The 19,730-nt window shown below is 58.0% G+C and carries 20 protein-coding genes; 6 read left to right on the top strand and 14 right to left on the bottom strand.

The window, feature by feature from the left end; translation table 11 throughout:
- Positions 1-44 precede the first annotated feature (44 nt).
- Positions 45-800, bottom strand: a complete 756-nt coding sequence (locus AC0JZ1_RS19805; protein WP_471884156.1) for a FadR/GntR family transcriptional regulator — start codon at positions 798-800, stop codon at positions 45-47.
- Positions 801-948: 148 nt separating this feature from the next.
- On the opposite strand from AC0JZ1_RS19805, the gene AC0JZ1_RS19800 reads away from it, so the two are divergent.
- Positions 949-1,746, top strand: coding sequence for an NAD-dependent epimerase/dehydratase family protein (locus tag AC0JZ1_RS19800; protein ID WP_471884155.1), 798 nt, complete (start codon positions 949-951; stop codon positions 1,744-1,746).
- Here the strand turns inward: AC0JZ1_RS19800 and AC0JZ1_RS19795 are convergent, their stop codons facing one another.
- Positions 1,747-2,403 carry a sulfite oxidase-like oxidoreductase gene (locus tag AC0JZ1_RS19795; protein WP_471884154.1) on the bottom strand — a complete coding sequence of 219 codons (657 nt, stop codon included), beginning with the start codon at positions 2,401-2,403 and terminating at the stop codon, positions 1,747-1,749.
- A 158-nt stretch (positions 2,404-2,561) separates the two neighbouring features.
- Complete coding sequence (locus tag AC0JZ1_RS19790; RefSeq protein WP_471884153.1) at positions 2,562-3,113, bottom strand: hypothetical protein; 552 nt, start codon at positions 3,111-3,113, stop codon at positions 2,562-2,564.
- 158 nt (positions 3,114-3,271) lie between these two features.
- Between AC0JZ1_RS19790 and modA the strand changes: the two genes are divergently transcribed.
- The 3 genes from modA to modC are packed head-to-tail and all read left to right on the top strand — an operon-like array spanning position 3,272 to position 5,866.
- Positions 3,272-4,060 (top strand): molybdate ABC transporter substrate-binding protein, encoded by a 789-nt coding sequence (modA, locus tag AC0JZ1_RS19785; RefSeq protein ID WP_471884152.1) that lies wholly within the window; start codon positions 3,272-3,274, stop codon positions 4,058-4,060.
- Positions 4,061-4,100: 40 nt separating this feature from the next.
- Entirely contained in the window at positions 4,101-4,799 is a 699-nt protein-coding gene (modB, locus tag AC0JZ1_RS19780; protein WP_471884151.1) for a molybdate ABC transporter permease subunit, read from the top strand.
- Positions 4,799-5,866, top strand: a complete 1,068-nt coding sequence (gene modC / locus AC0JZ1_RS19775) for a molybdenum ABC transporter ATP-binding protein (RefSeq protein WP_471884150.1) — start codon at positions 4,799-4,801, stop codon at positions 5,864-5,866. The genes modB and modC overlap by 1 nt, the downstream gene beginning before the upstream one ends.
- Here modC and AC0JZ1_RS19770 read toward each other — a convergent pair.
- Together AC0JZ1_RS19770 and AC0JZ1_RS19765 are read right to left on the bottom strand one after the other, a co-directional pair.
- A complete protein-coding gene (locus AC0JZ1_RS19770; protein ID WP_471884149.1) occupies positions 5,863-6,228 on the bottom strand; it encodes a winged helix-turn-helix domain-containing protein in 366 nt (121 codons plus the stop codon). The genes modC and AC0JZ1_RS19770 overlap by 4 nt on opposite strands.
- A gap of 12 nt (positions 6,229-6,240) precedes the next feature.
- Positions 6,241-7,578, bottom strand: a complete 1,338-nt coding sequence (locus tag AC0JZ1_RS19765) for a cobyrinate a,c-diamide synthase (protein ID WP_471884148.1) — start codon at positions 7,576-7,578, stop codon at positions 6,241-6,243.
- A gap of 52 nt (positions 7,579-7,630) precedes the next feature.
- Between AC0JZ1_RS19765 and AC0JZ1_RS19760 the strand changes: the two genes are divergently transcribed.
- Entirely contained in the window at positions 7,631-8,761 is a 1,131-nt protein-coding gene (locus AC0JZ1_RS19760; RefSeq protein WP_471884190.1) for a cobalt-precorrin-5B (C(1))-methyltransferase, read from the top strand.
- Here AC0JZ1_RS19760 and cobM read toward each other — a convergent pair.
- The 3 genes from cobM to cbiE are packed head-to-tail and all read right to left on the bottom strand — an operon-like array spanning position 8,716 to position 11,119.
- Positions 8,716-9,489, bottom strand: coding sequence for a precorrin-4 C(11)-methyltransferase (gene cobM, locus AC0JZ1_RS19755; protein WP_471884147.1), 774 nt, complete (start codon positions 9,487-9,489; stop codon positions 8,716-8,718). The genes AC0JZ1_RS19760 and cobM overlap by 46 nt on opposite strands.
- The gene (locus tag AC0JZ1_RS19750) at positions 9,486-9,872 is read right to left on the bottom strand and encodes a cobalamin biosynthesis protein (RefSeq protein WP_471884146.1); all 387 of its coding nucleotides are present in this window, start codon (positions 9,870-9,872) and stop codon (positions 9,486-9,488) included. The genes cobM and AC0JZ1_RS19750 overlap by 4 nt, the downstream gene beginning before the upstream one ends.
- On the bottom strand, positions 9,872-11,119 hold the full coding sequence (gene cbiE, locus AC0JZ1_RS19745) for a precorrin-6y C5,15-methyltransferase (decarboxylating) subunit CbiE (RefSeq protein ID WP_471884145.1): 1,248 nt from the start codon (positions 11,117-11,119) through the stop codon (positions 9,872-9,874). Before cbiE ends, AC0JZ1_RS19750 begins: the two co-directional genes overlap by 1 nt.
- Here cbiE and AC0JZ1_RS19740 point away from each other — a divergent pair.
- A complete protein-coding gene (locus AC0JZ1_RS19740) occupies positions 11,118-11,885 on the top strand; it encodes a cobalt-precorrin-6A reductase (protein WP_471884144.1) in 768 nt (255 codons plus the stop codon). The two genes, cbiE and AC0JZ1_RS19740, sit on opposite strands and share 2 nt — an antisense overlap.
- Here the strand turns inward: AC0JZ1_RS19740 and AC0JZ1_RS19735 are convergent.
- Genes AC0JZ1_RS19735 through cobW form a run of 6 tightly spaced genes read right to left on the bottom strand, consistent with a single transcriptional unit; the run spans position 11,852 to position 19,718 of the window.
- Positions 11,852-12,613: a precorrin-3B C(17)-methyltransferase gene (locus tag AC0JZ1_RS19735; protein WP_471884143.1), complete on the bottom strand. Its 762-nt coding sequence runs from the start codon at positions 12,611-12,613 to the stop codon at positions 11,852-11,854. The two genes, AC0JZ1_RS19740 and AC0JZ1_RS19735, sit on opposite strands and share 34 nt — an antisense overlap.
- Positions 12,610-13,362, bottom strand: a complete 753-nt coding sequence (locus AC0JZ1_RS19730; RefSeq protein ID WP_471884142.1) for a precorrin-2 C(20)-methyltransferase — start codon at positions 13,360-13,362, stop codon at positions 12,610-12,612. The genes AC0JZ1_RS19735 and AC0JZ1_RS19730 overlap by 4 nt, the downstream gene beginning before the upstream one ends.
- The gene (locus AC0JZ1_RS19725) at positions 13,359-13,991 is read right to left on the bottom strand and encodes a precorrin-8X methylmutase (RefSeq protein WP_471884141.1); all 633 of its coding nucleotides are present in this window, start codon (positions 13,989-13,991) and stop codon (positions 13,359-13,361) included. The genes AC0JZ1_RS19730 and AC0JZ1_RS19725 overlap by 4 nt, the downstream gene beginning before the upstream one ends.
- The gene (gene cobG / locus AC0JZ1_RS19720; protein WP_471884140.1) at positions 13,991-15,322 is read right to left on the bottom strand and encodes a precorrin-3B synthase; all 1,332 of its coding nucleotides are present in this window, start codon (positions 15,320-15,322) and stop codon (positions 13,991-13,993) included. The genes AC0JZ1_RS19725 and cobG overlap by 1 nt, the downstream gene beginning before the upstream one ends.
- Positions 15,319-18,681, bottom strand: coding sequence for a cobaltochelatase subunit CobN (cobN, locus tag AC0JZ1_RS19715; RefSeq protein WP_471884139.1), 3,363 nt, complete (start codon positions 18,679-18,681; stop codon positions 15,319-15,321). Before cobN ends, cobG begins: the two co-directional genes overlap by 4 nt.
- Positions 18,681-19,718, bottom strand: coding sequence for a cobalamin biosynthesis protein CobW (gene cobW, locus AC0JZ1_RS19710; RefSeq protein ID WP_471884138.1), 1,038 nt, complete (start codon positions 19,716-19,718; stop codon positions 18,681-18,683). Before cobW ends, cobN begins: the two co-directional genes overlap by 1 nt.
- Between the last annotated feature and the right edge of the window lie 12 nt (positions 19,719-19,730).

Below are 19,730 nucleotides of genomic sequence, written 5' to 3'. Positions count from 1 at the left end.
CTCCGGTCACTGTCCTAGCTATTCAACATACAAGTGTCAATAAGTTATCTTACAAATTGACGCTGCTCCCTGAGGAGCGCGCGGTAACGCGATTGGCTCCCCCGCAGATGGCGCCTCATGGCCTCGCGTGCGCCGTCCTCATCACCTGCAGAAATCGCGGAAATGATAGCATTATGCTCGTCATTCAGCAGTTTGATGTACCCCGCCTGGTCGGCATCCCTGTCCTCGTCGCGAAGCGCTGCGCGAGGAATGATGTTCTTGCCAATCAGCGCCAGAAAGTCTCGAAAGCGAGTGTTGTTGGTCGCTTCGGCAATCGCTAGATGAAGTGCGAAATCCGCTTCGCTGGTTGGCTTTCCCGCCTCAAAGCAGCCCTGAACCGCATAATGCTTCTCAAAAATGACCTCTTCTTGCGCGGGGGAGCGACGGAGTGCAGCCAAGCCTGCGGCTTCGACTTCCACTGCAGTTCTCAATTCCAGAAATTCAATGACGGAGGAAACGCGGGCATGGTCGATATTTTCCAGCGACATGGAAGTGCTGGCCGGCTGCATCGGCGGTTCAAGAACGAAGACGCCAGCGCCCTGCCGCGCTTCCACCAAGCGGTCGGCGCGAAGGGCAGCAATAGCCTCGCGAACCACGGTTCTACTGACCCCGTGAGCTTCCCCAAGTTGCGCTTCGCTTGGCAGTTTGGTGCCTGGCGCGTATTGCCCGGCGAGAATGGACTGTCGCAAGGTTTCGCTCAGGCGTGAAGAGAGCGTGCCTATTCCGCTGCCTGTGCGGTCCTTGTTTGCAATCTGCTGCATTGGCGTCCTCATGCATTGCCAGGCTGATTACTGCCCAGTCCTTGTATAGCTGTAGCGTGTTGACGCAAGAATGCCAACATGTATGATAAATTTACGCTGATGCGTGAAGCTTGTATGCTCGCCTCAGGCTCGTTCTATGGAGGAATTCTTGAAAAAGCTTTTGATCACTGGCGCAGCCGGAGCGCTGGGTCGCGCCATGCGTCCACGTTTGGCTGGACTGGCGGAGACATTGCGGTTCTCGGACATCAGCCCAATGCAAGCGGCGGGACCGAACGAGGAATGCATTCAATGCGATCTTGGCGATGCCGCGGCGGTTCATGAACTGGTCGCTGGCTGTGATGGAATTATTCATCTGGGCGGCATTTCGGTGGAGGATAAGTTCTCCAAAATTTTGAATGCCAACTTGCTTGGGCTCTATAATCTCTATGAAGCAGCGCGTGCGAATGGCCAGCCGCGCATTCTCTTTGCCAGCTCCAATCACACGGTCGGCTATTATCGACAGGATGAACATATCGACGTGACGGCGCCGATGCGTCCGGATGGTCTTTACGGCGTGTCCAAATGCTTCGGTGAGCATCTTGCGCGAATGTATTTCGAAAAGTTTGGGCAGGAAACGGCTCTGGTGCGCATTGGCTCCTGCATGGAAAAACCCAGCAACCACCGCATGCTATCCAGCTGGATGTCCTATAATGACTTCAAGCTCTTGATCGAATGCGTCTTCCGCGCTCCCATGTTGGGTTGCCCGATCATCTGGGGTATCTCCAACAATGATAGCCGCTGGTGGGATAATTCCCACGCCGCTTATCTGGGCTGGAAGCCGCAGGATAATGCGGAAGTCTACCGCTCCGAACTGGATGCCACCCTCGGCAAACCCGACCCGAAGGCCGCGCTGCATGTCTATCAGGGTGGCAACTTCGTCAATGATCCGATTTTCAAGGAAGACTGATCAGTCGTCGGAGTAGCGCTCTTCTGCCCACGGATCGCCGCGCATGTGGTAGCCGTTCTTTTCCCAGAAACCTGGCTGATCGCGGCGAAGAAATTCGATCCGCGTCAGCCACTTGGCGCTTTTCCATAAATAGAGATGCGGCAGGATGAGCCGCATTGGCCCTCCGTGTTCGGCAGTCAGCGCTTCTCCCTCCCAATGCGTCGCGAGAATAGCCTCCTCGGAAGCAAAATCGCTGAGAAGGAGGTTGGTTGTGTAGCCATCATAGCTCGTTAGCATCACGGCATCCGCTTCCGAGCGCGGATGCACCAGGTCGAGCAGATCCCGCACGGATACACCGCGCCAATGGTTGTCATAGCGAGACCAGGTGGTGACACAGTGAATATCGGTTAGAAACTCCTGCTGTGGCAAATTGGAGAAGCGCTGCCAGGTGAAGGTCATAGGCGTCTCCACCTCGCCTCGAATGTCCAGCCGCCATTGAAGCGCTGAAATCTCCGGCTGCTGCCCAAGGTCGAGAACCGGCCAGTTCTTCACAAGATGCTGGCCAGGCGGCAGGCGCTCTGTTTCGGGGCGTGATATGCGGCCTGTCAGAAACTTGCCTTCCGCTGCCCACCTGCGCTTCGTCGCTGTCAGCTTCGTCACATCGTCTTCGCTGCTCATGCCACATTCCTTCCGCTGTCGATCTTTTCATTTCGCAGGTCGCTGAGCCAATGCCTAGGACCTTTGCGCAAAGGCTTAGCTTCGGTGGATATGGGGACTGATCTTTGAAAGGTCTACCCGCATTGGCGGTCTTTGCGCCGCCGCCCCCAACATGGATCTTACATATGGTGGGCCTGTTTTCTGGCAATATAGAGCAACGCGTTCCAAAGGCTCTTTTGTGGAGGCCGGGTTTGCACCGTGGGGGGCAAATCGAGGGTATGGAGAGTTATAGGGTAATCTGCGAAGAAGACTGGTAAGTTGGGAGCTTCTCCGATTTCGGCCCGGCCAATCATCTCGGTCAGCCAGCCCGCATAAGACCAATCGCGACCGGCTCCCTTTTCAACTATTCTTGGAAATCGCTCCGAGAACAAGGCGGCGAGTTCTTTTGCAGAGCGCCCCTGCGCATCAGGCCAGCCAAAGTAGCGATCCAATGAGCCTGTTGTGTAGTGAGCAACCTCATCTTCCAGAGAGCGATCCATAATTGAAAGGCCGTCTTCGGTCATATTGTCGATATGTGTGATTGCGCATCGCCAATGGACCCCGCTGGGAGACATGCCGGATGAAAAGCGAACGCGCTGGAAACCCGCCACATGCAACTCCTGGATCATACGCAAAAGATGGACCGCAGCCTTCAAAGCAGGATGTGGTTCAGCCTCATGTTCGTTCGGCATAGTGCCTCCTCATCTCGGGCATCAATAACGCACTCGGTATTTACGCTACTTGCTGCCATTGGAGTCTGGGAAATCTCTCTATGTTCTCTTGAATATAACGCTGGCGCATTCATCCTGAATCGCTATATTCCGTGAAATATTTCGCCTTTGGAGGGTCAATGTTCCAGCCTCGTTTCATCACGCACACTATTGCCGTCGCCGCACTTGGTTTCCTGCTCTTGTTGCCCGGTTTGCAGGAGAGCAAAGCTGCTGAAAAGCTGACCGTGTTTGCCGCCGCCAGCATGAAAACAGCTCTTGATGCTGCAAACGCTGCCTATACCAAAGCGACAGGAACGGAGGTGTCTGTTTCCTATGCTGCCAGTTCAGCGCTTGCGAAACAGATCGAAGCCGGAGCGCCTGCCGATGTCTTCATCTCCGCCGATCTGGATTGGATGGATTATCTCGCCAAGAAAGACCTGATAGATGGCAATTCTAAAAAGAACCTGCTTGGCAACCGCCTCGTACTGGTTGCACCGAAGGAAGAAGCCAAGCCGGTCCAGATCAACCAGGGTTTCGATCTCGCCAGCCTTCTGGATAGTCGTCGGCTCGCCATGGGCGCGGTGGAAAGCGTACCGGCTGGCAAATATGGAAAGGCAGCATTGGAGAAGCTTGGCGTCTGGAAGTCAGTTGAAAGCAAAGTGGCAGGAGCTGAAAATGTACGTGCCGCACTCGCCCTTGTTTCAAGAGGTGAGGCACCTTACGGCATCGTCTACCAGACCGATGCAGCAGCGGACCCGGGTGTGACTGTGGTTGGCATCTTCCCGCAAGAGAGCCATCCGCCCATCGTTTATCCTGTGGCAAAGCTCAGGGAGAGCAAGAGTGCAGGCGCTGCCAGCTATCTGAAGTTCCTCGAATCGCCTGAAGCAGAAAGCTTCTTCACAAATCAGGGCTTCACTGTGCTGAAGTGAGGTGGCACAAAGGCTATGAAAAAGTGCAGACTGAGGGCCTATGAGCGGACTTGAACTGAGCCAGGAGGAGTGGTCCGCAATTGCTCTTAGCCTTAAGGTTTCTGCCGTGGCGGTGGCCTTCAGCCTACCATTCGGCATAGGCATCGCCTACCTGCTAGCACGCTGTCGGTTTTGGGGGCATTCGCTACTCAACGGCATCGTGCATCTGCCGCTCATCCTGCCTCCAGTCGTCACCGGTTATCTTCTGCTGATTGCCTTTGGGCGGAAGGGAATAGCCGGTGCCTTCCTTGAGCGTTGGTTCGACTTGATCTTCTCCTTCCGTTGGACGGGTGCCGCACTTGCCTGCGCAGTCATGGGTTTTCCGCTGATGGTTCGCTCCATTCGTCTTTCTATAGAAGCCGTGGATCAGAAGCTGGAGGAGGCAGCGAAAACCCTGGGTGCCTCGCCAACCTTTGTGTTCCTGACGATAACCTTGCCATTGATGCTGCCCGGCATCATTGCTGGGCTTGTTCTGGCCTTTGCCAAGGCAATGGGCGAGTTCGGCGCAACGATTACCTTCGTCTCCAACATTCCCGGGGAAACGCAGACGCTTTCTGCCGCGATTTACACCTTCACGCAGGTGCCGGGTGGCGATGCAGGGGCCTTCCGACTCACCTTGGTTTCCATTGGTATTTCCATGGCAGCACTGCTTGCCTCAGAAGCTTTGGGGCGGATCATTGGCAGGAAGGTGCAGGCGTAATGACCCTTCAGGTAGAAATTTTGCATCGGCAGGGTGATTTCCAACTTGATCTCGCCTTTACCTCCGATGGTGGTGTTACGGCTTTGTTTGGGCCATCCGGCTCTGGCAAAACCTCGGCGCTACGCATTCTGGGCGGGCTTGTTCGTCCACACGCTGCACGGATTGTGCTGGATGGCGATGTTTTGCTGGATACGAAAGCGGGTGTATTTGTGCCTGCTTATCGCCGCAAGCTTGGCTATGTATTCCAGGAGCCGCGACTTTTCCCGCATCTAAACGTCAAGCAGAACCTGATTTATGGACGCTGGTTTGCGTCGAAGACGCGAGCAGCGGACGACCTTTCGCGGATCACTCAACTTTTGGGCATGGAGGCGCTTCTCGAACGCCGTCCCGCCGGTCTGTCCGGCGGCGAAAAGCAGCGTGTTGCCATCGGTCGCGCGCTTCTATCTTACCCCCGAATGCTGTTGATGGACGAACCGCTCTCTGCCTTGGATGAGGCACGCAAAGCCGAAATCCTCCCTTACCTCGAACGGCTGCGGGATGAGTTGCGACTACCCATTCTTTATGTCAGTCACTCCGGGTCCGAGGTGGCGCGTCTGGCAGATCAGGTGATCGCCATGGATCAAGGGAAGGTCACGGCCATTGGGACAGCTTCCGATATCCTCGCAGTTACGAGTGGTGTCACGCAGCGGGAGGCGGGAAGTGTTCTTTCCGGTGAAGTGCAATGGGCAGCGGATGAACCTGACGTTGCACGAATCATACTTGCCGGTTGCGAGCTCATCGTACCGCGTGGGCGCCTTGAACAGGGGAAACGTTTGCGCGTACATATTCCCTCGCGAGAAGTTTTGCTCGCAACGGTTCGGCCGGAAGGAATATCCGCTCTCAATATTCTGGAAGCGGTCGTTGAGCATATCAGCATTCGCCCGAATGGCGTGGCCGATGTTGCACTGATCTGCGGCAGGGAGAGGCTAATTTCCCGAATCACCACACTGTCTGCCGGTCGGCTTGCCCTTGTTGCAGGAAAGCCCGTTTACGCCATCATCAAGACCGTGGCGCTCGACGCAAGTTAACCAGCCTTTGCTCTGTTTTTTTCCAGCCAGTCCATGTCGCTAGCCAAGCTTTCCGTTAGCGTCTTTTCCATACTGCGAAATCGGGCAACCAGTTCTTCTCCAAAAGGAGTTAGCATTGCGCCGCCGCCTTGCTTGCCCCCTCGCTGCGATTCCACGGCGGGCGTTGAAAACATGTGGTTGATGGCGTCAATCAGCAGCCATGCGCGACGATAGGACATACCCATCTCCCGACCCGCCGCAGAGATGGAGCCGGTGGCGCGGATGTGTTCCAGAAGCTCGATCTTTCCACGCCCCAATCGTTCTGCTTCAGGAAACTCAACCTTTAGAAGGGGGCGAAGAGCGGGGGGGCTGCGCTTTTCCATCGGGGCCTTGCCTCAAACCGCTGTCCGCGCAATGGCGTGGAAAAAGGTTCCGCTGACATGGCCGCGCCGCCCGCCGGAAAGACCAAGAGGCTGGCCTGTGCCATCGGCAATTTCGGCTACGGGTTCGTCGCGACCGGGATCGGTGATGCTGGCATAGTGAAACTCATGGCCGCGCAGCATGTCACCGGCAGAGCCCAATGGGCTGTCGGTAAGCAGCCGTGCTTGCCGGTAGCCCAGGTTCATCTTGCGCTTGGCAAAGCTGGTGGAGTGGGAAAGGAGGCCCGTCATCTGATGACGCATTCCATCGGCATCTTCCAATCCGTTGCCTAAAACCATGAAGCCTCCGCACTCGCCATGCACCGGCTTCATCTGTGCGAAGTGCCGCAACCGATTGCGAAAACGATTGGCGGTTGCCAATTGACCCGCATGAAGCTCTGGATAGCCGCCGGGAAGCCAGCAGGTGTCGCAATCCAGTGTCGGCCCTTCGTCCGCCAGTGGGGAAAACGGCACGAGTTCCGCGCCCTGTGCTCGCCAATGTGCGCCAAGATGCGGATAGAGGAAGGTAAAAGCTGCATCGGATGCAATCGCGATACGTTGCCCAGGTGGTGCAATCGCTGCCTCATACGAGCCGTTACGTAGATTCACTTCGCTTGCGAGCGAAAGAATGGCATCGAGATCAAGCGACGCCTCCATCACATCGGCCAGCCGGTCTATGTGGTTTTGTATCCCGTCATGCTCGCTCGCCTGGACGAGGCCAAGATGGCGTTCCGGCAGGCTGAGTTCGCTATTGCGCATGACCGAACCTACGACCGTCATGCCTGCGGCCTCGATAGCGGTTCGGGACAGACGGATATGCCGTTCGCTACCCGCGCGATTAATCACGGTTCCAGCCACTTTCACCTTGGGGTCGTAATGGCGAAAACCCACTGCAACGGCGGCCGCCGTCTGGCTTTGGCCCGAAACATCCAGCACCAACAGCACGGGAATTCCGAGCAGCCGAGCGATATCCGCCGCCGATCCGGTGCGGCCCTCACCACCATCAATACCATCGAACAGGCCCATGGCGCTCTCAATTAGCAGCAACTCATTGCCTTCGGCTGCATCGTGCAGAAGTGCGGCCATCAAGTTGGGCTCCATCGCCCAGCTGTCCAGGTTAAGCCCCGGAAGGCCGGTTGCTGCATGGTGAAAGCCTGGATCGATGTAATCTGGTCCTGATTTCACACCTCGCACCCGAATGCCCCGGCGTGCAAAGGCGCGCAGCAGCCCGATGGTCACGCTGGTCTTGCCGGAGCCGGATCGGGGCGCACCAATGATAAGTGCGCGTGGAGGAAGTGTCTTGGCCTGATTCATGCAACTGCTTTTGCCGGTGACGCGTGGTGTCGTCAACGATATAGATGCGCATATGGAAACGGAAGGCAAAGAGTTGCGTCGTGGCTGGACCACGGGAACCTGCGCTGCGGCAGCTGCGAAGGCCGCGTGCATGGCTTTGCTTCGTCATGACTTTCCCGACCTCATCGAAGTCACTTTGCCAGGCGGCCAGAAACCTGCATTCGCACTGGCGATGGAGGAGCGTGGCCCAGATTACGCCAAGGCCGGTATTGTCAAGGATGCGGGAGATGATCCCGACGTGACGCATGGAGCTCTTGTGGTAGCGACGGTGCGCCGCTCTGGGCCAGGAAACGGTCTGACTTTTCAAGCAGGCGAGGGCGTGGGAACCGTAACTCGCCCCGGCTTGCCGATTCCGCCGGGTGAACCAGCCATCAATCCTGTGCCGCGCCAGATGATTGCAGCCGCGATTACGGAAGTGGCCGGACAAAATGGCGATTTCGAGGTCGAGATCTCCATTCCCGGAGGTGAGGTGCTGGCTCAAAGCACGCTTAATCCCCGGCTTGGCATTGTCGGTGGCCTTTCCGTGCTGGGCACCACCGGCATCGTCATTCCCTTTTCCTGTTCCGCCTGGATTCACTCTATCTGGCGGGGCATAGATGTCGCGCGGGCAGAAGGACTGTCCCATGTGGCGGGCTCCACCGGCATGACGACCGAGCAGGCGGTGCAGAAGCATCACGCTCTGCCGGAAACGGCCCTCTTGGATATGGGTGATTTCGTTGGCGGGATGCTGAAATACCTGCGCAAGCATCCCGTGTCCAAAGTTACTGTCGCGGGTGGTGTGGCGAAGATGACCAAGCTTGCTCAAGGAATGCTGGATGTGCATTCCAAGCGCGGACTTGCTGATCTCGATGCCCTTGCCAAGGTCGCGGTGGATGCCGGTGCGGATGCGGAGCTTGCTAAGGAGATCGCAGCGGCCAACACTGTTTCGCAGGCGTTTCAACTGGCCGAGGCTGAAGGACTCGACCTTGGGAATCGAATTGCTTCTTTGGCCTGGACGACTGCTGCAAAGGCGCTGAACTCCCCCGAAATTGCGCTGGAAGTGCTGGTATTCGACCGTCAGGGCAGGCTGGTTGGTGAAGCGCCTTTTGCGCTATCGGATCAGGTGTCGGACCCATCCCAGCCAGACCGGAACCGCCGCACATAATCAGTGCTGTAAAGGGCGCTTTCGCGAAAATCCTCTGCCTTGAGACCGGGGCCGACAAAGATCAGTGCTGTCCTTTCAATCGGCAATTCGGCCACTTTAGCGGCGATATCGGCAAGTGTTCCGCGCACGATCTTTTCATCCGGCCAACTGGCTTTGACAACGATAGCGACCGGGCAATCGCTGCCATAGGCTGGCGTCAACTGCTCTACAATCCTATCCAATGCATGGATCGCCAGATGGATCGCCAACGTCGCGCCGGTCGCGGCGAAATTGGCAAGCGTTTCGCCCTCCGGCATTTTGGAGGCGCGGCCTGAAACACGGGTCAAGATAAGGCTTTGCGCCACTTCGGGGATTGTCAATTCCCGCTTCAGAGCCGCTGCCGCTGCCGCGAAGGAAGGAACGCCAGGCGTGAGCGTGTAGTCGAGCCCGAGCCGATCCAGCCGGCGCATCTGTTCTGCCACCGCACTCCAGACGGAAAGATCGCCGGAATGCAGGCGGGCCACATCTTCTCCTGCTTCCGATGCGCGCACATATTCCGCTTCGATTTCATCAAGCGAGAGCGATGCCGTGTCCACGATCCGTGCGTCAGGCGGACAGTAGTCCAGCAGTTCTCGTGGAACAATCGAACCCGCAAAGAGGCAAACCGGGCATTTCGCAATAAGGTCTCGCCCGCGCACCGTAATGAGATCTGCGGCACCCGGACCTGCACCTATGAAATGAACCGTCATGATCTTTCCTCCGATAGGGCAATAGCGCAGGTTACGCCTTTGGAAACATGCCTTGGACCAAGCAGCCGCGCCTCTGCACCAGCAGCAGCAAGGGCTGCAGCTTCGCAGAGGCTGGGAAGGCCTGAATGGACGATACTGAATTCAGAGCGGCTGAGGGTGCGATTTGCTACCTTTTGCAGAGCGGCATCGTCGAGTATCAGGAGTTCGGCTTCCAGTTCCGCAGCAGCCTCTCGAATGCCTTTCTCTTGAGCCTTTATCTGGCCGGTTGCCACAATGAGGTGAGACGCAACCGGCTGTTCATACGCTTCAAGACACGCTTGAATGACCTCGACAATGGTCGAGGCTGAGGTGCCTTTTCGGCAGCCGATGCCAACGGCCAGCATCACAGCGCTTCCTTGATGATAGACCACTGTGTGACCGGCATGGCTGGCCTCCAGCCCGTCATTCCACCAACCGGTTCGGCGCGATCCACACTCATGCGAATGAGCCGGCCACCAAGTCGTGCATGGGCATCGAGCAGCACACGTTCCATTTCCAGCGTCACGGCATTGGCTACCAGTCTGCCACCAAACGGCAATGCTGCAAGGGCTGCATCCACAACACCATCGCGGCTGCCGCCTCCGCCAATGAAAATGGCGTCCGGTTGCGGCAGGCCTGCCAGGGCAAAGGGCGCTTTCCCTTCAACTACCCGCAACCCCGGCACGCCGAACGCACTCGCGTTCCGCGTAACCCGTGCTGCGCGTTCCGGGTGATGTTCAACGGCAATGGCACGCATGGAGGGGTGGGAAAGCATCCACTCAATACTGATGGAACCGGACCCGGCACCGATATCCCATAACAGTTCTCCGCGGCGTGGTGAAAGCGCTGCCAGTGTCATGGCGCGGATTTCGCTTTTGGTGATCTGGCCGTCATGCTCGAACAACGCATCGGGTAGCCCAAAGCCGAGCGGCAATATACGGGCGGATTTTTCCGCTAAAACCTCTATGGCGATTACGTTGAGCGGATCAACCGCTTGGAGATTGAAAGCATCGGCTACGGTTTTACGGCATTGCTCCCTCTCTCCACCCAAGGCCTCCAGAATAGTGAGCCGGCTTTTTCCAAAGCCGGAAGCGGTGAGAAGCCGTGCAATGGAGGCAGGTCCTTCGCCATCGGAGGTAAGCGCAACGATCTTGCGACCTGGGTGTAGATAGGGCCGGATGAGATCGACGGAGCGGCCATGCAGCGAAACGGTCTCAACTTCCTGAAGCGCCCAGCCGAGGCGCGAGGCCGCAAGCGAAAAGGCAGACGGCGCAGGGTAAGCCGCAAATTCGTGCCTTTCCATATGGCGAGCCAAAGTCACGCCTACGCCAAAGAAGAAGGGATCACCCGAGGCGAGTACGCAAACGCGACGGCCACGCAGGGCCACAACCGCTTCCATGGCCGGGTCAAAAGGCTGCGGCCAGGGGTGGGCCTCTCCGTGAATAGCGTTTCCCGCCAGTTGCAGATGGCGCTGACCGCCAAAAACAAACTCTGCTTCGGAAATTGCCGCAATAGCGGATTGACTGAGGCCGGCCAGTCCATCCTCGCCAATGCCGACAATGGACAACCACACGGCTTCCGTGACATGGGTCTTGTGATTGTCAGGAGCCATGAGTTTGAACTCCATTCTTATTTTGGGCGGAACAACGGAAGCGCGGGAACTTGCTGGAAAGCTCGGTAACTTGAACCGTTTTCGCCTGATGCTCTCGCTGGCTGGCAGAACGATTGCGCCAGTTAAACAGCCGGTGCCGACCCGTGTGGGAGGTTTCGGTGGCGTGACGGGCTTGGCGGAATATCTTCGTAACGAAGAAATCGATCTGCTGATCGATGCCACCCATCCCTATGCCGCCCGTATTTCGGCCAACGCCGTTCAGGCTTCCGCTCTTGCGGAAAAGCCTTTGATTGCGCTGCGTCGGCCCGGTTGGAACTGTCAGGACACGGATCACTGGCTGGAAGTCGAAAGCGTCGAGGCTGCTGTGGATGCGTTGGGGCAGGCGAGCCGAACGGTTTTCCTCGCACTGGGGCGTCAGGAGCTTCTGCCCTTCGAACAGGCGCCGCAGCATCGCTATGTGGTGCGCAGCGTGGACCCGGTGGTGCCGCCGCTTGCATTGCCGGATGTTGATTACATCACCGCACGAGGACCCTTCAACGAAGCAGATGAGCTTTCGCTGCTTCAAGACAAAGGCATCCAATTGCTGGTGTCGAAGAACTCGGGCGGTTCTGCCAGCTACGGCAAGATCGCCGCAGCACGAAAGCTCGGGCTGCCGGTGGTCATGATCCAGCGACCGAATTTGCCGGAAGCCTTGTCCTTTGAAACCGTCGATGCGCTCATTGCCCATGTGGATCAGGCCTTTCCACCCCAGGAACGCGGCGAATAGACGAGATCCGGTTGTCCATCCCGCGCCATTAGTCGCGTTTCCGTGGAGCCGACAATGATGCAGGTGGCCATGTCGGCCATATCCGAATGCGCTTCGGAGAGTGGAACTACCTTCATCCTTTCGTCTGGGCGCCCGGCGGCGCGGCCAAAGATAACCGGCACTGTGCCAGGCAAATTCTGACGTAGGATCTCGAAGGCCTCGCCCAACTGGTGCGGGCGCGCCTTGCTGACGGGATTGTAGAAGGCCATCACGAAACCCGCCTGTGCTGCCGCTTTCAGCCGATTGGCAATGACATCCCAAGGCTTCAGATTGTCCGAAAGCGAGATGGCGCAAAAATCATGGCCAAGCGGCGCACCGGCACGGGCAGCAACCGCCAGCATGGCCGTGACGCCTGGCACGACGGAAAAATCGAGATTACGCCATTCCACAGGGCCGGTTTCCATAGCCTCACAGACGGCAGCTGCCATGGCAAAGACACCGGGATCGCCGCCCGACACCACGCAGACCTTAGCACCTTGCGCGGCAAGTGTTAGAGCCGCCGCAGCACGGGAAATCTCTTCGCGGTTGTCCGAAGCATGTCGTCGCTGATCGGCGCGCAACTCAAGCCGCTCGACGTAAGGGCCGTAACCGAAAAAGTCGGATGCTTCCGCAACCGCCGCCATGGCTTCCGGCGTAATCTGCTGCGGACTGCCCGGGCCAAGGCCAACGACGGTAAGCTTGCCCGTCATGGCACCAATCCCTGCGGGCGGCCCTTCCAGCCGGGAACCAGAACAAGCGAGAAATAGGGAGCGGGCGTCTCATCCCGCTCGGCCAGCGGCATGGCGTGGCCGGTTGGCATCGTTCCGCGTTCCACATAAATCGCGCCCGCAAGTTTGCCTGCGGCGGCCAGCGCACGGCGGATTTTCGGCAGGTTTCGGCCTACCTTCATGATAACCGCGCCATCTGTGCCGTTCAGCCGTTCCGTGAGCGCCTCTTCCGGAAGAGTGCCGGGAAGCACGCTCAAGATATCGTCTCCTTGCACCAGAGGCAGGCCAGCCAGCGACCAGCAGCCGGACATGGCTGTGACGCCTGGAATGACCTCTGCCGGAAAATGCGGTGCAAGCCTTAAGTGAAGGTGCATGTAGGAGCCGTAGAACAGCGGATCGCCTTCACTCAAGACCGCGACGTTGCGGCCGGCCTGGAGATGAATGGCGATTTCTGCTGCGGAACGGTCAAAGAAGCTGTCTATAGCGCTTTTGTAGCTCTCGGTGTCCTTGTCCTCTTCCACGGTGACGGGATAGACGAGCGGCAGCTCCAGTATATCAGCGCGTACATGCGCATCCACAATGGTGCGCCCATTGCCGCGAGAGCCACGTTTGCTGAAAAAGGCCAGAACATCCGCGCCATTCAGAGCTTTGACGGCCTTTAGTGTCAAAAGGTCTGGATCACCCGGGCCGGTGCCGACGCCATAGACTTTGCCGGGAGCAATAGTGTTCACAGCCCGCTCCTTGCCAGCGCGTTCACCGCAGCGGCGGTCATGGCGGAGCCGCCCATCCTGCCTTTAACGATGGCAAACGGGATGCCGTGCCTGTTTTCTGCAAGGGCTTCCTTGCTTTCCGCCGCTCCGACGAAGCCAACAGGCATGCCGATGATGGCAGCGGGCTTGGGGCAGCCTTTCTCCAGCATTTCCAAGAGATAAAAGAGGGCCGTCGGCGCATTCCCAATGGCAATGACAGAACCTTCGATCTGGTCACGCCATAATTCGAGTGCGGCAGCCGAGCGCGTATTACCAACCTGTTTGGCAAGTTCGGCAGTCTGTGGGTCGCGAAGCGTACAGATCACATCGTTGCCGGCGGGCAGGCGCGCGCGGGTAACGCCGTGGGCCACCATTTGCGCATCGCAGAAAATCGGCTTTCCTGCCTGAAGGGCGACGCGAGCTGCCTCGACGAAACCGGCTGAGAACTGAAAATGATCCGCCGCTTCCACCAAACCGCAGGCATGGATCATGCGGATGGCAACATCCGCCTCATCTTCCGAAAAGGCAGAAAGATCCGCTTCCGCGCGGATGATCGCAAAGGACTTGCGATAAATCGCATCGCCATCGCGGATATAGTCGTAGTCCGTCATCAATGTCCTTCGTCCAGCGCAGCCGCGATTCTTTCGGAGCCAAGGCGCGTCAGACAGTCGTGGTTCGTCTCGCCGGATTTCCGTTCCGCGCCAATGAGGCGGGTCAGGCTGGCAAGCGCGGCCTTCTCTTTATGAGGGGCAAGCTGTTTCACAGCGGTATCGGTGGTTTTTCCGCAGAATACAAGACGGCTACCTGTTTCCGTTCCGACGAATGTTAGGGTCGATGCGGTGGGATGGGCGCAACCTTTGGCGCAACCGGAGAGATGAAGCCGCAGTGAGCCGTCAAACAGGTCGGGCATCTCTGCTGCCGCAAACCGTCCCAGCTCGTGTGTGCAAAGAGATGCGGAACGGCAGGCGGGCCTGCCCGAGCAAGCATCGATGGCGGAGAGAGCATCATCGCTTTCAGTTATAAAGCCGCTTGTTTTGGCGGTTTTGAGCAGCAATGCGCAGGTGGCTGTTTCTCCAACAAGGATCAAGGTGTGGTTCGGTGCTGGTTGGACGCGATCAATGCCAACGAATTTTGCATATTCGCAAAATTCAGCCAACACATTTGCATTTTGCTGTCCAAACGGAAGGCCAATGCGAAGGGCGCCGAGGCTTCCTGACAGGTTCAGCAGGCCCAGGCTTGCCTGTTTCTGAAGCGGCGCTTTGTTTGTCCCAGGCTTCACCAGCGCCATGGCCGACGCCGGAAGACTGCCGGGTGCAAGATCGCGTCCCCGCACTTTCGACCCCCGCTCTGCCATATGGTTGAGGAGCAGGGCGACCAAGCTTGGAGCATCCGCCTCTGCCACCAAGCCAAGGCGAAGCGCCTTTTCGGCTGTGCCACCGAGGCGTATCTCCCAGCAAAGCGCATCCGCATTCCGTTGTGCCGTCAGGCGAATATCGGCCAGAAGATCATCAAAGCCGACCGCGCCACCAGCGTCGAGAACGATGGAGAGTTTCGGTGCGAGTCTGCCTCGCAGAGCGCTGGCATGATCGATGATCAAGCGTCCGAGCGGCCGGGGATCGCAAGCGAGACCCGGCTCCATTCCAGCAAGCGGCGTCCATTCCACCGCCAAGCCTTCCCGCAGTGGCAGGTTCAAGCTGCGAATATCGACTTCCAGGGAGATGGCACTTTCCGCCGTCAAACCGCGCACCTGCAAATTGCCGCGTTGGGAAATGTCGAGAATGCCATTGCCATGACGAATGGAAAGCTTGCAGATTTCTGCCAAATCTCGCGGCGAAATCCAGTCCATCAACGCCATGCGGGAAAGCAGCCCATCGCCGGTTTGCATGGGCGCATCGAGTGCGGGACAAGCGCCGCGCGCCATATCAAGCGCTGCCGCATTCATGAGCGTGCCTTTCGGCTGGCGGCGACATGAAGCATTTCCAGATCACGGTCCGCAGAATTGCGCCTTGGATGCCAAAGACCCCGGCGACGCGCCGACATCAACCGGTCTGCGATGGAGCGGGCGGCTTCCGGGTTTTGGTCGAGAACAAAATCGCGTACCCGCTCATCGGCGATATAGGCATCGTAAACGGCTTCAATCAGGCTCTGCTGCACCAGTTCGGTGGTTTCGGCAAAGCCAACCAGCCGATCCACCGTCTCGGCAAATTCCGAAGCGCCGCGTGGCCCATGGCGCATCTGCCCTTCAATGAAACGTGGATTGACTGCCCGTGCACGAACCACGCGAGTGATCGCCTCCGCAAGCGAACGCGCGCGTGGTTTTTCCGGGTTTGTCGTGTCGAGGGCAATCAGGTCTGCCTTGCTGCCAAGGGCTGCCATTGCCGCCGCAAAACCACCGATAAAGGCAACATCACCCGATCCATCCAGAAGATCGCGGCCCGGATCATCCCCCGTATGCACCAGCAGATCGGCATCCTTAACCAATGCCTCGAAACTGTCGCCCGCATCGAATGCCTCACCCTCTGCACCGCCAAAGGCGTGGCGGGACATGGAAAGATAGGACCGGCCCAGTTCTTCGCGGCTTTGCCAGTTTCCATCAGACAGTTTTTCCTCGATCCCCGACCCATAAGTGCCGGGAGCGGAACCGAAAATGCGAGCAGGAGCGCCAGCCTGGGTGGTGGCAAGTTCTGCCAGCGGGTTATCCCCCGGTGCTTCATGCACGCGGCTTGCGATTGACCGCGTTGCCATGTCGATCAGGGCAATCAAAGTGGGAAACATATCGCGGAACAGGCCGGAGATGCGGAACGTAACATCCACGCGGGGACGACCCAATTGAGCTGGCGACAGAACTTCGATGCCTGTGACGCGACCGGTCGCCGGGTCTTGAACCGGGCGAGCGCCCATCAACGCCAGGCCCTGGGCCACCTCTTCACCGCCGCTGCGGAGTGTTGCGCTACCCCAAAGATCGATAACGAGACGTTTTGGCCAATCGCCGTGATCCTGAAGATAGCGCCGCAACACCTCGTCCGCCGCCCTCTGCCCCATTTCAAAAGCTGTTGAGGTCGGCATGGTGCGGGGGTCGGATGTGTAAAGATTGCGCCCTGTTGGCAGCACATCCAACCTGCCTCTGGAGGGCGATCCCGAGGGTCCGGGAAGAACATGGCAGCCATTCAGAGCATTCAGTAGCGCTTTTCGCTCAGACTGTGCGCTCTCCAGCCGCAAGATTTCTGTTTCATCCGGTTCCGAGCGCCCGAAAATGTGCTGGCCATCCTTGATGGCAAAATCCTTCAGGTCGCAGAGGAAGGCGTCGATCCGTGCCAAAGCTGTATCAGGATCATCAGAGCGGCTGACGCCTGCTTCTTCTATCAGACCGACCTCGTCGGCGGTTTCCACGATGAGCTTTGCAAGCCGGTCGCGGCGGCGTCGATCAAGCCCATCAGCCTGCGCATATTCATCCACCAACTGCTCAAGCTTCTGCTGCTGGGGCGAGAGGCCCGCACCTACCAGCTTGGGAGGAATATGCCCGATGGTGAGCGCCGCAATACGCCGCTTGGCAACTGCCGCTTCACCGGGATTGGAAACGATGAACGGGTAGATGACCGGCAGATTGCCCGTGACGATCTCCGGAAAGCAGTTGCGGGAGAGGGCGACATTCTTTCCTGGCAACCATTCGAGCGTACCATGCGCGCCAACATGAATAATGGCTTGCGTCTTGATGACGTGCTGCATCCAGAAGCCGAAGGCCAGAAGCGCATGGGCCGGAGGGCGTGTGGGATCATGATAATCCGTGCGCCGGTCCGCCTCGCGCCCACGATCCGGTGCGAGCGCCACAGTGACAGAACCAAAGCGGGCGGCACGAAAGCAAAATCCCTCGGCACTAGATCCTTCGTCGGCTAACGGATCGCCCCAGCATTCTGTGACGGATTGTCTCGCAGAAACCGGGAGGTCATCAAAAGCGGTATGATATTGGTCTATCGGCAGGTTTTCAGACCCTCGTAGAACCCGGTCCAGAAGCTCAGCGGAGGATACGGGGATGTCAGCGACATCATAGCCGTTGTCACGCAGTTCGATCAGCATTTGACGGGCGCTTTCCGGCACGTCCAGTCCAACTGCATAACCTGTGCGACCATCCGCGCCGGGATAATCCGGTAGGATAATGGTGATCCTTCGCTCTGCCGCTGGCGTGGCATAAAGGGCGAGGTGTTTTTCAATCCGGGCAGCGACGGCATCGACGCGATCCGGCTCTGGCCGGTTGCCAAAGCCCGCAAAGCCGTAATCCGAACCTGCTTCTCGCTCTGCCTTGAACGAGATAACACCAGAGAGCAGACGTCCATCCAGCTCCGGCAGAACAACGTGCATGGCAAGATCAGAAGGCCCAAGTCCACGCTGGTTTTCGTCCCATGCTTGCCGCTTGGTTGTGGCAATCACCGCCTGAAAAACCGGAACGCCCAACTGGTCAAAAAGTGTTTGCCCATCGAGATCCGCTTGGCTGGCAAAAGCCGTTGCGGTGATGATGGCAGCAGGGATTAAAGGCTGAAGCTGCTGTTGAAGGATGAACAGTAGATCGCGTTCCTTCAATCCGGGAACGAAAACGGGTAGAACGGCAATGCCGCGCTGCTCAAGGTTCTCCGTCAGCGCATCGATGGGTTCGATATCGCCAGCCAGAAGAATGGAGCGATAGAAAAGCAGCGGAACCAGTGGTCTCGAACCGCGGCTCCCCAGCGCCCTATCCAGCGAAACGACGCCTGCTCCGGGGCGATAAAACCCCATTCGTGGCAGTTCTTGCGCCTGCTCTGGTATCTGGTCCTCTCGCTTTGCCTTAGCGATAAGTCGGCTAACGAGTTTGCCAAGGTTATCTGGTCCGCCTGAACGAAAATAGGAGAGGAGAAGGGCAATCTCAGCGGCATCAACCGTTGAGGACTCTGCGAGCCGCTCATCGCTTTCGCTGCATTCACCGGGAAGGAGAATGAGGCAGATGCCGCGTTCTTTCGCTTTTCGAGCCAGTTCATCCACGCCGTAGCGCCAGCGGTCATAGCCGCCCAGAATGCGCACGAGCAGAAGCTTGGCGTGACTTGCCACTTTGTCGATCCACAGATCGATGGACATGGGATGGCGAAGATCGCTCAATTGGGCGAGGCGAAGGCTCAAGTTCCCCTTCACCTCATTGCGTTCCCATGCGGCAGCGATGCCGTTCAGGTCGCTATCCGTGAAAGACAGCACCACCACATCCCCCGGCGTCTGGTTCAGATCGACCGGTTCTATCAGATCGTCCAGAGACGAGGATGTGGTGGCGAGAATATGCATCAGGCGGCCAGAAGCTTCCCGATTTTTTCGGCATCAATGCCCTTTTCACCAATGATCACCAAACGCGAACGGCGCGCTTCGCTGGCAGCCCAGGGCCGGTCGAAATAGTGGTTCACACGGGGCCCGACCGCCTGCACCAGAAGGCGCATCGGCTTGCCGGATACTTCCACATAGCCCTTGATCCGCAGCACTTTTTCCGCATCCGTCACATCGGCGATGCGCTTCGTCAGTTCTTCCGGGCTGGCAATGGCCGGAATATCGAGAACGAAGCTGTCGAAATCGTCGTGCTCGTGATCCAACTCGTCGTCGTGGTGGGTCTTGCGGTTTTCGATGTCGTCTTCCACGGCCAGACCCAGGCCAATGAAGATGGTCGGATCGATCTCGCCGTTCTGCGAATTCACGATACGAACGGCGCGGGGAAGATGCGCTTCCACATGCGCATGGGCCTTAGCAAGATCGTCAGCTGAAAGCAGGTCGGATTTCGTCAGGATCACAAGATCGGCGCAGGCGATCTGATCTTCGAAAACTTCTTCGACCGGATCGTCGTGATCAAGCGATTCATCTTCTGCCCGTTGAGCGGCCAGTGCTTCCATATCGTCTGCCACGCGGCCTTCCGCAAGCGCCAGCCCATCCACTACGGCGACAACGCCATCCACGGTCACACGGCTTTTAACACTTGGCCATTGGAAGGCCTGAACGAGTGGCTTTGGCAGTGCAAGGCCAGAGGTTTCGATCAGGATGTGATCGACCTTTGGCTCCATAGCCAGAATTTTGTCGATCGCAGGCACGAAATCATCCGCTACTGTGCAGCAGATGCAGCCGTTTGCCAGCTCGATGATGTTGTCTTCCGGGCAGTTCTCAATGCCGCAGCTTTTCAGGATTTCGCCATCGATGCCGACATCACCGAACTCGTTGACGATGACCGCGAGCCGCTTGCCCTTGATGTTTTCCAGCGCATGGCGCAGCAACGTCGTTTTGCCAGCTCCAAGAAACCCGGTCACGACGGTGCAGGGAATGCGGGTGAGGGTATTGGTCATGAAATCGGTCCT

Source organism: Affinirhizobium capsici (assembly GCF_977018625.1).
The sequence above is the reverse complement of the archived record's forward strand: the minus strand, read 5'-3'. Positions and strand labels throughout refer to the sequence as shown.

Coding starts and splice junctions, on each gene's coding strand:
- AC0JZ1_RS19725 (WP_471884141.1), bottom strand. CDS start 13,991: ATGACGGACTACGACTATATCCGCGATGGCGATGCGATTTATCGCAAG.
- AC0JZ1_RS19750 (WP_471884146.1), bottom strand. CDS start 9,872: ATGCTGGCCGTTGGCATCGGCTGCCGAAAAGGCACCTCAGCCTCGACC.
- AC0JZ1_RS19805 (WP_471884156.1), bottom strand. CDS start 800: ATGCAGCAGATTGCAAACAAGGACCGCACAGGCAGCGGAATAGGCACG.
- AC0JZ1_RS19735 (WP_471884143.1), bottom strand. CDS start 12,613: ATGACGGGCAAGCTTACCGTCGTTGGCCTTGGCCCGGGCAGTCCGCAG.
- modB (WP_471884151.1), top strand. CDS start 4,101: ATGAGCGGACTTGAACTGAGCCAGGAGGAGTGGTCCGCAATTGCTCTT.
- cobM (WP_471884147.1), bottom strand. CDS start 9,489: ATGACGGTTCATTTCATAGGTGCAGGTCCGGGTGCCGCAGATCTCATT.
- cobG (WP_471884140.1), bottom strand. CDS start 15,322: ATGAATGCGGCAGCGCTTGATATGGCGCGCGGCGCTTGTCCCGCACTC.
- AC0JZ1_RS19770 (WP_471884149.1), bottom strand. CDS start 6,228: ATGGAAAAGCGCAGCCCCCCCGCTCTTCGCCCCCTTCTAAAGGTTGAG.
- AC0JZ1_RS19790 (WP_471884153.1), bottom strand. CDS start 3,113: ATGCCGAACGAACATGAGGCTGAACCACATCCTGCTTTGAAGGCTGCG.
- AC0JZ1_RS19740 (WP_471884144.1), top strand. CDS start 11,118: ATGAGTTTGAACTCCATTCTTATTTTGGGCGGAACAACGGAAGCGCGG.
- cobW (WP_471884138.1), bottom strand. CDS start 19,718: ATGACCAATACCCTCACCCGCATTCCCTGCACCGTCGTGACCGGGTTT.
- modC (WP_471884150.1), top strand. CDS start 4,799: ATGACCCTTCAGGTAGAAATTTTGCATCGGCAGGGTGATTTCCAACTT.
- AC0JZ1_RS19760 (WP_471884190.1), top strand. CDS start 7,631: ATGGAAACGGAAGGCAAAGAGTTGCGTCGTGGCTGGACCACGGGAACC.
- cobN (WP_471884139.1), bottom strand. CDS start 18,681: ATGCATATTCTCGCCACCACATCCTCGTCTCTGGACGATCTGATAGAA.
- AC0JZ1_RS19765 (WP_471884148.1), bottom strand. CDS start 7,578: ATGAATCAGGCCAAGACACTTCCTCCACGCGCACTTATCATTGGTGCG.
- modA (WP_471884152.1), top strand. CDS start 3,272: ATGTTCCAGCCTCGTTTCATCACGCACACTATTGCCGTCGCCGCACTT.
- cbiE (WP_471884145.1), bottom strand. CDS start 11,119: ATGGCTCCTGACAATCACAAGACCCATGTCACGGAAGCCGTGTGGTTG.
- AC0JZ1_RS19795 (WP_471884154.1), bottom strand. CDS start 2,403: ATGAGCAGCGAAGACGATGTGACGAAGCTGACAGCGACGAAGCGCAGG.